The sequence below is a fragment of the Methanoregula sp. genome (assembly GCF_041645475.1).
Classification (GTDB): Archaea; Halobacteriota; Methanomicrobia; order Methanomicrobiales; family Methanospirillaceae; genus Methanoregula.
In genome coordinates this window covers 34,415-47,807 of sequence record NZ_JBAZQA010000004.1, presented here as the reverse complement: position 1 = coordinate 47,807, position 13,393 = coordinate 34,415, and the positions used below count along the sequence as shown (strand labels likewise).

Below are 13,393 nucleotides of genomic sequence, written 5' to 3'. Positions count from 1 at the left end.
ATGGCTGCGGGTATTGTTGAAAACCTCATCACGCTCTTCCAGATGATATGCGTCATCATGATCTTTGCCTATCTGTTCTCGCGGAGCCGGTATTTCACTGAAGTTTTCGAGAACCGGGCCACGATTCGCACGAAGATCATCCTGATCATCTTCTTCGGCCTGATCTCCGTCTACGGGTCGATCAGTAAAATCGGCCTGTACGGGGCGGTCTTAAACGTTCATGATCTCGGCCCGATCATTGCAGGATTTGTCTGCGGGCCGTTTGTCGGTCTCGGGGCAGGACTTATCGGGGGTGCCTTCCGGTTTACCCAGGGGGGGCCGTACATGTATGCTGCCACCCTTGCAACCATCCTTGCCGGTGTCCTGGGTGGCCTCGTCTACCTTGCCTATAAAAAGAAGTTTATCTCCACCACAAACGCTGTCCTCTATACCTTCCTCATTGAGATCCTCGTCTCCATCATGCAGATCGTTATGGCGACTCCCGCAGCAGAGGTTGTCAATGTTGCAGTGTTTGTTGCCCTCCCGATGATCATCATCGTATCCGTGGCTGTTTTCATCTTCTCCAAGATCATTCACAACGTCCTTGACGAGCACAGGATGAAGGCTGAGAAGGAGAAACTGGAATCCGAGATGGCACGAAAGGATGCCGAACTCCAGATCGCTGCTGAGATCCAGAAAAATTTCCTTCCCGAGACCCTCCCCCGGACAGAGGGATTCGATATCGCGGCAAAAAGTCTCATGGCAAAAGAGGTCGGGGGAGATTTCTTCGATGTGATGCCGCTTGAAATAATTCCCATGAGCACGTCCCGGACCGGCATCATGATTGCCGATGTATCCGGTAAAGGGGTACCTGCGGCACTTTTCATGGCCTTGTCCCGGATCGTTGTCCGGGTCACGGCTATGTGGTTCAATAAACCGCAGGAAGTGATCTCCTTTGCAAACCCCATCATCGCGAGCAATTCAAAAACGGGAATGTTCGTCACCCTGTTTTACGGTGTGATTGACAAGGAGACCTTAACGCTTACCTATGTGAATGCAGGGCACAACCCCCCCATTGTGTTGCGGAAAGAGACTGGTGAGATTGAGGAGCTCGCACTCACCGGGGTTGCTATCGGGGCGCTTGAGGATGCTGAATATACGCAGGAGTCGATTCCTCTCGCTCCCGGGGATGTTGTGGTATTGTACACCGACGGGATCACAGAGGCAGTCAACGACAAGGAGGAGATGTTTGATGTGCCACGGCTCATTGAGACCATCCGGAAGAACGGGAACTCCTCGTCCCAGGAGATTGTGAATGAGATTATCAGCGCTGTATTCTCGTTCAGCGGTACCCAGCCCCAGTACGATGACATCACCCTGATGGTTGTCAAGGTAAAATAATTGTCAGAACTCAGGTAACTGGTCTCCCCCCTCTTGAGCCTGGCAGGACCGGCGAGCCATTTTTTTAATTTTATCTCGCTTTATTTCTGGAACCGGTGCTCGTTTGGAGAATAGTGTTTTTCTCCCGCCATCCATACCATTAATCCTCCGGGTGAAAGAAAACCCGAAAATACCCGGCCGCCCAACAGGAGATCATCTTCCTGATGACCCCCAACACCGAATGGAAAAAAGTCGCAGCTTCGCTCATCACATCCGGGGTTTTTGCGCTGATCTGTACCCTGTCATATCTTTTCATCGACGGCATGAATGGCGGGTTTGCGCTCGCATTCATCGCGTTCTTTCTCGCGGTCAGCAGCGTAGCAGTATCCCTCCTCTTCCTTCACCGGGCCAGGGTCATGGATGCGATCCTTGCTGATCCCGCGCCTCTCGCCCACTGGACCTATCCGGAGACGATGGCCCGCGAAAGTGCTGAGCGCGAATACCTGGACTATGCGGAGCGGAACCGGGTTATGTTCATTGTGATCGGCGGGATGCTTGTGGCAGTTGCGCTCTTTTTCATAATCTTCATGGGAGAAGACGGGCTGGCGACCGGCATCACCCTCATTGCCTTTGCAGGTCTTCTCTTCATCATATCCCGGGTTGCCCCCTGTATCGAGAGGCGGCGGGCCATGAGTTCGCCCCACGAGGCGTTCATCTCCCGCTCCGGTATCATTTACGAAGGTGCGGTCTACCCGTTCCGGTCGTTCCTGATGGTGCAGGACAGGATCTCTTTCCGGAAAGCAAAAAGAAACCATCCTGCGTTAATCGTCTTCTCGTTCACCCAGATGGCAGGCAGTTTCATTGTCCAGCCGTTTGATGTTGTCATCCCGGTACCTATAGGAGAAGAGGAGAATGCCTGCCGTATCGCAGGGGAACTTGGCGGGAATTAATACGGGGCTTTACCCGACCGTAAAAAAAAGAGGTTATTCCACCGGCACAAACATCGTGCCGTAGTGGATGATACCGCTCTCGCCATCGGTGGCGATCCTGCGGAAGACGGGTTTGATCTTCCTGCCGATCTTGATGATCGCGAGTACGTAAGGCCCGGGCAACTCCAGCGAAGCGGGAGGGGGAGATATCGCAAGCGTGGGAAGTCCGGGCCTGGAGAAATTACCGGCCAACCTCCGGCCATCCCCTTCCACTTCCCCACCTCCATCTTTACCCATCCCCGCCCCTTGTAACATTGCTAAATACTACCTCCCCCGTTCCCGTCGGCAGATAATCCATTGTTCCGACCCAATTCCCGTGTTTTTGCGAATTATGACCTCTGAAATTTTGGTGTTGAGGAAAAAGAGGTACAACCGGGCCTTGTGCGGGCTCTGTTGTAACAGAATTTTCCCGCAGGGTTTCATGAGGACAGGAATCCGGTTCTCCGACGGTGTATTCTTACTCGTGCGGAATTTGGTGGTTCAGGTTGTTCTGCCACCCGAACTGGATATGGGTCTGACACGATCCGAAAATAACGGCGACCCGTTGCGATGGGATCGGCTACCGGTAACCGTTCGGCCACGTATCATCATCCGGAAAAGATCTTACCCGGAATTTCCGTAAAAAAAATTTACAAAAAGCCGGCCGTCCAAAAAAAGATCCGGGAAATTTTCCGGCCGGCTCACACGAGCGTCTGTCCCGATCCCGGTACGAGCCGCTTTCCTTCACGGTCGATCTCGACGAGCGTGTTCGGCGTGACGAGAAAGAACCGCCACGTCCCGTGCCTTGACCGGAGCCAGATCTCGGCCGTGATCGCTGCGTCGCGGGCAACAATCCGGAGCAGGCCGATCTCGTCTTTGAAATCGTCCGCGAGTTCCTGGATCGTTGCAAGGATCGCCGGCGCGAACATGACGCGGACGAACGTGACCGGGATCTTTGAAACGATCGCGATGTCAAAGATCCGCTCCGGCCCGCTCATCACGAGCTGGACCATGCCACGGGCCTTGGCGATCGGGATCGCCTCCGCGAGCGCCCGGTGGGGGCGGGGACCCCGGCTCATGCGGCTTTGCCCCGGGAGTTGTTTGTTGAGAGATTTTCGTTTGTCATGGTTTGTGTACCTCCGTGTTTTTTTTTAAATCACCGGGCCCGGCGACATAGTGTTGTAGGTTTTGGAAGCAGGTGTGCTTTGCTGAATAAAATCTGAAACGCAAAATCCGGGAAATTTGCATGCTATCCGGGGCAAACGGGGCGGGATTATAGGAGATCTAATGTGCGCAAAAATTGAGGGTCGGGGAATTTTCTGCTCGGAGGGTATAGTACCTGTCGCTCACGTGAGAGCGCTTTTGCGGCGGAGCAACTACCTGCAATTTACCCAAGTGGGTTCCTGATAGGCTCTGGCTTCACGAGATCGACCGGGTGGGTGAAGAGGCGTCCGAGGTCTTCGGCCAGCCCGAAGTACTGCCCGTCAGGTGATCCGTGATCCAGATCGGTATCCCTGCCGGAAAAAGAGGAAAAATTACTCCACCGGTACAAACTTCGTGCCGTAGTGGATGATGCCGCTCTCGCCATCGGTGGCGATCCTGCGGAAGACGCTTTTGACCTTCATGCCTATCCTGGCCTCTTTCGGGTCGCAGATGATCTGGGTTGTCATCTGGGGTCCCTCGTCGAGCTTGATGATGGCAAGCACATACGGTCCGTGAGACGCGAACTGGTCGGGTGCCGTCTGGATAACGGTATACGTGACCACGGTTCCCTTGCCGGAGAATTTGTGGTCAACGATCTTCCCTTCCCTGCGGCAGTCTGGGCAGAATGTCCGAGGGGGGAAGAAATGGCGTCCGCAGGTCTCGCACTTCGTGCCGATCAGGTTGTAGCGCTGGGGAATTTTTCTCCAGAATCGTGCAACGGTCATTTCAGACCCTCCCGAGGATGTGGACAGCCACCGTGGCACCGGTGCCGCCAACGTTCTGCGTCATGCCGATCTTTGCGTTCTCGACCTGCCGCCTGCCCGCCTCCCCGCGGAGCTGCTGGACGATCTCGTACACCTGCTTGATGCCGGTAGCGCCGACCGGGTGTCCGCAGGCCTTGAGGCCGCCGCTGGTGTTGACCGGGATCTTGCCGCCAAGGGCAGTCTCTCCATCTGCGGTGAACTTGCCGGCCGTGCCTTTCTTGCAGAACCCGAGGTCTTCGATTGCGCAGATCTCGGCAATCGAGAAACAGTCATGCACTTCAACCATGTTGATGTCCTTGTGCGTCAGCTTGGCCATCTTGAAGGCCCGCTGGCCGGCCGCAACGGTCGCGTCCATTGTCGAGATGTCGCGGCGGTCGTGGAGCGCAATCGAGTCGCTTGCCTGGGCGGTTGCAAGGACCTTGATCGGCGTGTCGGTGAATTCCCGGGCACGTTCGAGCGGTGCAACGATGACTGCCGCTGCACCGTCAGTGATGGGCGAGCAGTCGAAGAGCCGGAGGGGCTCGGCTACCATGGTGGATCTCAGCACGGTCTCAAGCGTGATCTCCTGCGGGAACTGGGCAATGGGGTTGCGGGCGCCGTTGTAATGGTTCTTGACGGCAACCTGTGCCAGCTGCTCGCGGGTCATCTTGTACTTGTGCATGTAGTCATTTGCGATCATAGCATAGAGACCGGGGAATGTAGCGCCGACAAAGCCCTCCCATTCACGGTCAGCCGCGCCGGTGAGGGCATCCGTGCTCGCACCGGGTTCTACATCGGTCATCTTCTCGACACCGGCTGCGACCACGATATCTTCCATGCCGCTCGCAACCGCGATGACGGCCTGCCGGAAGGCAAGCCCGCCTGAAGCGCAGGCGGCCTCGACACGGGTCGACGGAATGTGGCGGGTTGCCATACCTGCGTAGTCCGCGATGAGGGCACCGATGTGCTCCTGCTCGATGAACCGGCCGGCACTCATGTTCCCGACGTACATTGCATCGATCTTCTCGCCCGAGAGCTGCGCATCTTCAAGAGCAAGTGTCCCTGCTTCCACGAACATGTCCCGGAACGAGCTCTCCCACTTTTCACCGAATTTGGTGCAGCCCACACCAATCACTGCTACGTCTCTCATGATTGCATCACCAGTTTTCCCTTGTGCTGGGCATATTTTGCATAATCCAGATAGATGGGATTCTCGAGCAGTTTCTCGACACCCGGTGCCGCATCGCGGTTGATCTTGTCCTTGATAGCGCTGGTCACTTCGATGTCGAAGGCATCGCTGCCTGCACCGGAGCCGAACGAGCAGACAAAGATGGTGTCGCCCGGCTTTGCGATATCGAGCGTTGCGGCAAGGCCGATGGGGGATGCCCCCGAATAGGTGTTGCCAAGGCGCGGGACAACAAGGCCCGGCTTGATCTGCTCGGGCTTGAACCCGAGATCCTTTGCCACTTTCTGCGGGAACTTCGCGTTGGGCTGGTGGAAGACCGCGTAGGTGAAGTCCTTAGGGGCCTTCTTTGTCTCTTCGAAGAGGAGGTTGCTTGCCCCCTTCACGTGCTTGAAGTACCCGGGATCCCCGGTGAACCTGCCGCCGTGGCGGGGGTAGTCCTGTCCTTCCCGGCGCCAGAAGTCCGGCGTGTCGGTGGTGAACGAGCTGGTGTGGTGGATCGTTGCGATCGGGTCATCGTTCCCGATAACAAAGGCCGCCCCGCCCGCTGCCGCAGTGTACTCGAGCGCATCGCCCGGTGCACCCTGCGAGACATCGGATCCGATGGCAAGCCCGTACGTGATCATCTTGCTCTTTACCATGCCCATGCAGGTCTGGATTGCGGCCGTGCCCGCCTTGCAGGCAAACTCGTAGTCCGCAGCGGTCATGTTGGGTGTTGCACCAATAGCTTCGCCCACTGTACATGCGGTTGGTTTGACTGCATACGGGTGGGATTCGCTGCCAACGTAAACGGCCCCGATCTTTGCGGGGTCGATCTTCCTGCGGAGCAGGGCATTGCGTGCCGCTTCAACAGCTATGGTTGCAGCGTCTTCATCGAGGTCCGGGACCGATTTCTCAAAAACGCCCAGCCCGCCGGTGATATCTGAAGCATTGCCGCCCCAGACCCGTGCGATCTCTTCAACCTTGATGCGGTATCTCGGTATGTATACACCGTAAGTAATGATGCCTACCATTCTTTCTCCCTCAGGGTACTCACGATTTTATCCACATCCATGCCCGTACACATGACGGTGATGCGATCTTTCTCCGCCATCTTCTGCACGATTGGGTGAACATCAGGGACATCGATGCCCTGGAGGATCACGCACCGTGGCTTGAAGGGTGTAACACGGATCGCAACCATCGGTGATTTGCCGGTCGAGACGTTGGTAAATACCAGCGCCCGCTCCGTGCTCCAGCCGTAAATGCGGTTGAACTCTTCACTTGAGAGCTGCATGATCGCATTGAGGCTGTTGACCACCGTGTAACCGAAGATGACCTTGTCCATCGACCCGCAGAGCAGCGAGCAGCCGATCGCGTCAGCGAATTCCTGAAGCGGGATCGCAGCCTCGTACTCGTGGAGGTCGTAGATCACGTCGTCCTCGACATTCGAAAAGAGCATGGTTGAGAATTTGTGAATGTGTTTTCCGCCGTTCTCCTCGTCAATGGCAAGGAGCGTGTCGACAATCTTGCCGACTACGGCAGTGCCGGGACTTTTCCTTCTGCCACCCTCGTAATCGCTGATGACCGAAGGTGAGACCCCGAGGCGTTCTGAAAGGACGCCCGGGAGGATCTCAAAGTTCATGCGCCATTTCTTGAGCGCGTGTCCCGGTGAGTCCGACAGCGTAATCTCGCCTGCCATCTTCTCGGCAAGCTGGCTCCGCAATCCGGATTTCATGCTCAATACCAATGATGCGGGGTATTATATAACTAACGAATCCCCGTTCGACAGTGAACGAATCACGACGGTGACACAGCAGGAAGGCAACCCATAAATAATAAGCATCTCAATTTTGATAAGCATGATACCAGCTGAGGATCTCCAGTGTCTTAAAGCGATCGCGCTCCGGGGCGGGTGCAGCGGTCCCATCTTTGTCTCTACCTTAAGTATTGGCGAGATGCTTGCGATCAGCCAGCAGACCGCATCCCGCCGGCTCAAGAGCCTTGAGACTGCCGGGCTCATCTCGCGGACGCTTGTTGCGGATGGCCAGCACGTGACCGTAACCAGATCCGGTGAAGAGGTGCTGAAAAAAGAGTACCAGGAATATTCCCGGATCTTCTCCGAGGGCGGGAAGACCTACCAGCTGAGCGGCGCTGTGGTCAGCGGGATTGGCGAAGGCAAGTATTACATGAGCCTTGGTCCCTATAAGGAGCAATTCAGCGCACTCCTCGGGTTCGAGCCGTACCCGGGCACGCTCAACATCAAGCTGGCCCCTTCGAGCGTGACGGTGCGGAAGAAGATCGATGCCCTTGACTGGACCCGGATCAAGGGGTTCTCCACCGATGGCCGGACCTTCGGCGATGCCCGGTGCATCCCGTGCCGGATCGGTACGATAAAGTGCGGTATTGTTGTGCCCGGCCGGACCCATTATCCCGATGACCTCATTGAAGTGATTGCCCCCATTGCCCTGCGCCGGAAGCTTGGCGTGGAGGACAACGACAGCATCAATGTCGAGGTGGGGCAGTGATCGACGAAGCCCTCCAGGCGCTCCGCGACGGGAAATTTATCCTTCTCTATGATTTCGATGACCGCGAGGGAGAAACGGATCTCGCGATACGGTCCGATGCGGTAACGCCGGCCCATATCCGGCAGATGAGAAAGGATGGCGGGGGCCTTATCTGTACGGCTGTTCACCCGCAAGCGGCAGAGCAGCTCGGCCTGCCATTTGCCCGGGATGTTTTTGCCGGTTCGCTCGTATGCGAGAAGACCGGGGACATCCCGTACGACCGGAAGAATAATTCCTCGTTCTCGCTCTGGGTAAACCACCGGGATACCTTTACCGGTGTTACCGACCGGGACCGGGCGCTCACCGTGAATGCCATCGCTGAGCATGTGCGGTTGTCCCTGGAGGGTGAACCGGTTCGGTTTCACGATGAGTTCCGGTCACCGGGACACATGGCGCTCCTGCGGGCAGCTGACGGCCTGCTCGACCAGCGGCGTGGCCAGACCGAGCTGTCGATTGCGATGGCGGCGATGGCCGGGGTCACGCCCGCGATCACCATCTGCGAGATGCTGGACGATGAGTCCGGCTATGCCCTGACCCGGAGCGATGCGAAGCGCTATGCCCGGGAGCATGGTCTTGTTTTCATTGGTGGCAATGAAGTGATGGAACGCTGGAACCGGGGGACACCGGTTCACGTGCCGGCGCACGGGCAGCAGAGTATACCGGCATCCGGCACGGCCGGTGCACAGGCTCGTATGAAGGGGATTGTACATGATTGACGATGCTCTTGCGGCCCTCCGCGACGGGAAATTCATCTTGCTCTATGACTTCGATGACCGCGAGGGAGAGACCGATTTTGCAATCCGGTCCGATGCCGTCACCTATAAGCACATCGTCCAGATGCGCAAGGATGGCGGCGGGCTGATCTGCACGGCGGTCCACCCGGTTGCGGCACGGCGACTCGGCCTTCCGTTTGCAAGCGACGCCCTCCGGGCCATCGCGGTTGCCGAGCGGGAGGGGGATATTCCGTACGACCGGAAGAACCATTCCTCGTTCTCGCTCTGGGTGAACCACCGGAACACCTTCACCGGCATCACCGACCGGGACCGGACCCTTACGGTGAACGCAATCGCCGAGCAGGTGAAGCGGGCGCTCAATGGCGGGGATGTCAACTTCCACGAGACCTTCCGCACTCCCGGTCACATGGCACTCCTGCGGGCTGCCGATGGCCTGTTGGACCAGCGCCGGGGCCAGACCGAACTGTCGGTAGCAATGGCGGCGATGGCGGGGGTCACCCCCTCCATTACCATCTGCGAGATGCTGGACGACGAATCCGGTTATGCCCTCTCAAAAGCCGATGCAAAACTCTATGCCCGGAAGCATGGCCTTGTTTTTGTCGAGGGCCCCGAAGTACTGGAGCGGTGGGAAGCGGATAAAGCCGCGTCCCTCTGATCTTCGGATCGGACCCCGACCAGGAAAATTCCCGTCACACGCTACGGAAAAACACGAATATTTTTTTTTCATGTACCTGATTCAGGACACCTATACTCAGGGTAAGCGGGCTGACGAATGCCGATCCCAGATTCACATCGGGCACGTGCTTTTACACCCGTTGAATATCCTGTCAGACTGTCTTAAAAAAAGGGAGATCGATTGGGGTGAGCCCGGGTTATGGATCCACGGCCGGTGGTGTTCCCGCAGGCATCTTGCCGGCTTTTCTCTTATTGAGCCACTCGGTCATCTGGCCGACAAGGGCCAGCACTGCCGGCATGATGAAGATCGCACCAATCAGTGAGAATGCGACGGCAATCAGGGTTGAGATACCAAAGTTGCTGATGATGGGGAACGTTGCCAGGCAGAGTGCGGAGAACCCGAAGAATGTTGCCAGACCCGAGACCGTGATGGCGGTACCGATCTTCTGGACACTCTCCTGGATTGCGGCAATCGGATCGTGCAGCCGCTCCTCCTCTTCAGCATAACGCTCCATGACAAGGATGGTATATTCTGCAGCAACACCGATTGTCATCGATCCTAGGGTTGCCGTGAGCGGGTTGTACGTGAGGCCGATGATATACATCATGACCGCGTTCCAGCCGACAACGAAGATGATCGGGATGATCGGGGAGACTGCGTGCATATGCCGGTATACCACGATCAGGAAGACGAAGACGAAGATGAACCCGAGAATGGTCATCGTGTCCTTCGATTCTGACATAGCCCCTAAGAGTGTGGTCGTCACCTCAAAGTTCCCGGCCGGTTCTACCGAGATACCTACGGGGGGTTCAAGGAATGCAATATCCGATTTAACCTGCTCTTTCAAGTTGTTCTGCTGGGAGATCGAGATCTTAATGGTGCTGAACCTTATGATCCCGCACATCGGGTCACTGAGGACAGATTTCCGTGTATTCACCGGGATCTTCATCAGTACGGCATCGAGCTCTGCCTGGGTCTCGGGCATGACACCACCGTTATACTGGAGGACGTACGTGACAATGCTTGTCGCCCCGGTCATTTCCGAATGGTGCGTCAGCTCGTAATCCTGGAACTCCTTGATCCAGATCACGGTATCGAGATCCGTTACGCGGGAGCCCCGGACCAGCAGGTCTGCGGTACTGGTTGCCCCGATGATGCGGGTCACCTTGTCCATGTTGATCTTGGCCGGCATATCCGAGGGAACAAATGCGTTCTCATCAGAGCTGACCGGGATGGTCGGGTCGATCTGGAATCCGATCAGGGCGATAAGTCCGGCTATCAGGAGGACCGGGATCGGGTTCTTTGCGATCTTAACCGATGTGTCCGTCAGGAACTGGCTATACGAGAACGATCTCTTTTTCCCGTTCCTTACGCTGTTTTTCGGGCTGTCGATAATCGAATCGCACGCACCTGTCCCGGTTGCATAACAGACCTGTGCTTTTTGCGGTTTGGGCTTGTAATTCACCAGAAGGGCGAGCGTGGGCATACCAATGCAGGATACCCAGTAGCACGTGTTGATGCCGATGATGGAGACGACACCAAACGAGCGGATCATCGGTACCGATGAAACGTACATGGCCAGGAATCCCATCGAGGTGGCCAGCATCGCGTACAGGACTGCAGGACCGGTACGGGTCACGGTCATAAAGACGGCATCCTCGAGCGATCCCTTCCTTGCCTCTTCATCGAACCGGGCATGGAACTGGATCGCATAGTCTATCCCAAGACCGATGAGGACCGGGAATGCCCCGATCACCGCCATGTTAAGGCTGATACCGGCAACTCCCATCAGGCCAAGCGAAGATACAAGGCCGATTGCCACGAGAAGGACCGGCATGAAGCGGTGGCGGACATAGGAGAAAAGGATCCCCATCGTGATGATCATCAGGATCAGCGCACCGCCGATGAGGATCCCCATGTTGCTTGAGAGCCCCTCGCTCATCTGTTGTGAAAACGCCGGCGAGCCGGAAATTTCAACTTTTACTCCCGGCGGTGGTGTGGATGAGTCTACGACCGATCCCATGTTCCCCAGCACAGATTTCTGGACCTTTTCGGACAATCCGGGCGTGAGTTTAAGCTGGACGAGGGTCAGTACATTGGAAGGATAGAGCAGTGAGCGGGTACTCTCGGGAAGTGAATTGACAATGCGCTCCGTCTCAGCCCGCGACGAGGGGAGTGTCCCGCCGTTGTACGCTTTTACGACATCGGTGAGACTCTGTACGCTCTCGATATTCTGTTGTTGCTTTAGATTTTTTTCAAGATTATCGATATACGAGAGGACCTCAGGACTCAGCGGGTCACCGGCCTCGATAATGAAGATGATCGTATCAGACTTGTAATCCTGGTTGTATTTCTGCTCGATAGCGCCGGCGGCGGAGTCTTTGTCAACGTATGTCTCCCACCCGGTCTGCATGCTGAGCATGGTCATACCGTAAATGCCGATACAGAACAGGGCAAGAACAAGGGCAGCAACCAGTTTCGGCCGCTTGATAATGGTATGTGCAATACCTTCGAAGATCCTGCTAATCACTGGACACTCACTCCCCGTTTATGTACCTGTGGTACACCCTCTGTCTGCGGCAACCCCGAAAACCCGCCACCGCAGGGAAAAGGGGGTATCCGAACCTGCACGTCATCCATACGGATATCACCTCATCTTTCCTGAGCGATGGTGGTTCCACAGCACAACTCCCGCCCCAATGATAACAATGGCAGCGATCAATCCGATCAGTACCCCCGGAAATCCTCCGGCCGATCCCGATCCTGCCGGATCTACCTGGATGGCAACCGGGATGGTATCGGACTCAATGCTGTTGGAGAAGGCATCGCGGTACCGGATTTTGCTGTCGAAAAGGTACTCCTTTGCTTCGGCGCCACTGTCCACCTGTATCTCGTAGCTGGCTGTGGCCGATTCCCCGGATTTCAGGTCCCCGAGAAATGCCGTATTGCCCGTGGAACTGATTGGGCTGTGTCCGGTGATCTGGGCCTGTGCATTGTATACCGTTACTACCCCGTTGTTCCGGTATTGGACCTCTATGGTACTGTCAGAGCCCTGTGCGAGTTTCGGCGTTGAAGATACAACGCTGAATTGTGTTTTGCCATAGACCGGTATTCCTGTGGTTGTCGACTGGGATGTGACAATGGTTCCTTCCCGGTTCGTGTACGTGACCGCAATATCAACCGGGTACGTCTTGTTCATGGCATCCTTTGCAATGGATACTTTGTATTTGCATTCAGCTGCCCCGCCGCTTGGAAAATTCCCGAGAAATACCGTGCTGTCGGTTGGTATGATCGGGCTCTTCCCGTTCCGGATAAGCTTTGCCGTTGCCATCCTGCCATCTTCCGGGCCGGCATTCTGGATTTTAAAGGAAATGTATCCCTCTGAACCTGGGATCATCGGCTCAGGTGTTGATTCAAGGATCTCGATCTTTACCTGGGGTTTGATCCGAATCGTGAGAGGAATGGTATCTTTCGCTGAATTGTACGTGAACTGGAAGATATCTGCCGTCTCCTGCTCAATGGGCCGGAGATACTGGTACTGGATCGTGAGGGGCAGCTGGTACTCCCCCGCCGTTGCGTTCTCAGTGATCTTGAGGATGAAATTCACGGCTTTCTGACTTCCGCTTCCCTGAATGGAGCCGACCATCTGGGGATCGGTCTTGACAAGGATATCGTTACTTCCTGAGGTAAGCCCGACCGTCACCTGTTTTGCAGTTGTGGGGAGATCCTCCGGGGCGATAACGCCACGGTCAAGCTGTTTGAGGCTGCTGATGCCGTTGTTGCTGACAAGGACCTGAAGCGTTGCCTCCTGTCCGGGAGAAAACTCATTGACCCCGTTCACCGCAGCTGAGAACGCGGGGCTGCCGCCGGTGTATTTTGTTGCTGCATAGACCGGTACAACAACGGCACTGCAGAGGGCAAGGGCAAGGAGTGCAATTGCTAGCCGGTGATATCCGGAAAAACTGGGTTGTGTCATTGAAA

Annotated in this window: 13 protein-coding genes; 5 read left to right on the top strand and 8 right to left on the bottom strand. The window is 56.2% G+C overall.

All coding sequences use genetic code 11. The annotated features are described in order from the left end of the window. Entirely contained in the window at positions 1-1,380 is a 1,380-nt protein-coding gene (locus tag WC598_RS05090) for a SpoIIE family protein phosphatase (protein WP_372960397.1), read from the top strand. A gap of 203 nt (positions 1,381-1,583) precedes the next feature. Next, complete coding sequence (locus tag WC598_RS05085) at positions 1,584-2,309, top strand: hypothetical protein (protein ID WP_372960396.1); 726 nt, start codon at positions 1,584-1,586, stop codon at positions 2,307-2,309. Between the two features lie 33 nt (positions 2,310-2,342). Here the strand turns inward: WC598_RS05085 and WC598_RS05080 are convergent, their stop codons facing one another. The 6 genes from WC598_RS05080 to WC598_RS05055 all read right to left on the bottom strand — a co-directional run bounded on the left by WC598_RS05080 (position 2,343) and on the right by WC598_RS05055 (position 7,173). Continuing rightward, positions 2,343-2,585 (bottom strand): hypothetical protein, encoded by a 243-nt coding sequence (locus tag WC598_RS05080; protein WP_372960395.1) that lies wholly within the window; start codon positions 2,583-2,585, stop codon positions 2,343-2,345. A gap of 443 nt (positions 2,586-3,028) precedes the next feature. Next, positions 3,029-3,406 (bottom strand): hypothetical protein, encoded by a 378-nt coding sequence (locus WC598_RS05075; protein ID WP_372960394.1) that lies wholly within the window; start codon positions 3,404-3,406, stop codon positions 3,029-3,031. A gap of 456 nt (positions 3,407-3,862) precedes the next feature. Continuing rightward, entirely contained in the window at positions 3,863-4,255 is a 393-nt protein-coding gene (locus WC598_RS05070) for a Zn-ribbon domain-containing OB-fold protein (protein WP_372960393.1), read from the bottom strand. A gap of 1 nt (position 4,256) precedes the next feature. Next, entirely contained in the window at positions 4,257-5,423 is a 1,167-nt protein-coding gene (locus WC598_RS05065; RefSeq protein WP_372960392.1) for a thiolase domain-containing protein, read from the bottom strand. Next, positions 5,420-6,469 (bottom strand): hydroxymethylglutaryl-CoA synthase, encoded by a 1,050-nt coding sequence (locus WC598_RS05060; RefSeq protein ID WP_372960391.1) that lies wholly within the window; start codon positions 6,467-6,469, stop codon positions 5,420-5,422. The genes WC598_RS05065 and WC598_RS05060 overlap by 4 nt, the downstream gene beginning before the upstream one ends. Beyond that, the gene (locus tag WC598_RS05055) at positions 6,463-7,173 is read right to left on the bottom strand and encodes a transcriptional regulator (RefSeq protein WP_372960390.1); all 711 of its coding nucleotides are present in this window, start codon (positions 7,171-7,173) and stop codon (positions 6,463-6,465) included. Before WC598_RS05055 ends, WC598_RS05060 begins: the two co-directional genes overlap by 7 nt. A 124-nt stretch (positions 7,174-7,297) precedes the next feature. On the opposite strand from WC598_RS05055, the gene WC598_RS05050 reads away from it, so the two are divergent. From WC598_RS05050 to ribB (WC598_RS05040), 3 genes are read left to right on the top strand one after another with little or no spacing between them, the layout of a single operon-like run. Further along, the gene (locus tag WC598_RS05050) at positions 7,298-7,963 is read left to right on the top strand and encodes a DUF120 domain-containing protein (protein WP_372960389.1); all 666 of its coding nucleotides are present in this window, start codon (positions 7,298-7,300) and stop codon (positions 7,961-7,963) included. Further along, complete coding sequence (gene ribB / locus WC598_RS05045; RefSeq protein ID WP_372960388.1) at positions 7,960-8,718, top strand: 3,4-dihydroxy-2-butanone-4-phosphate synthase; 759 nt, start codon at positions 7,960-7,962, stop codon at positions 8,716-8,718. The genes WC598_RS05050 and ribB (WC598_RS05045) overlap by 4 nt, the downstream gene beginning before the upstream one ends. Then, on the top strand, positions 8,711-9,391 hold the full coding sequence (ribB, locus tag WC598_RS05040) for a 3,4-dihydroxy-2-butanone-4-phosphate synthase (RefSeq protein ID WP_372960387.1): 681 nt from the start codon (positions 8,711-8,713) through the stop codon (positions 9,389-9,391). The genes ribB (WC598_RS05045) and ribB (WC598_RS05040) overlap by 8 nt, the downstream gene beginning before the upstream one ends. 217 nt (positions 9,392-9,608) lie before the next feature. Here the strand turns inward: ribB (WC598_RS05040) and WC598_RS05035 are convergent, their stop codons facing one another. Next, positions 9,609-11,942 carry an RND family transporter gene (locus WC598_RS05035; protein WP_372960386.1) on the bottom strand — a complete coding sequence of 778 codons (2,334 nt, stop codon included), beginning with the start codon at positions 11,940-11,942 and terminating at the stop codon, positions 9,609-9,611. A gap of 117 nt (positions 11,943-12,059) precedes the next feature. Beyond that, a complete protein-coding gene (locus WC598_RS05030) occupies positions 12,060-13,388 on the bottom strand; it encodes a COG1361 S-layer family protein (protein ID WP_372960385.1) in 1,329 nt (442 codons plus the stop codon). Positions 13,389-13,393: the final 5 nt, after the last annotated feature.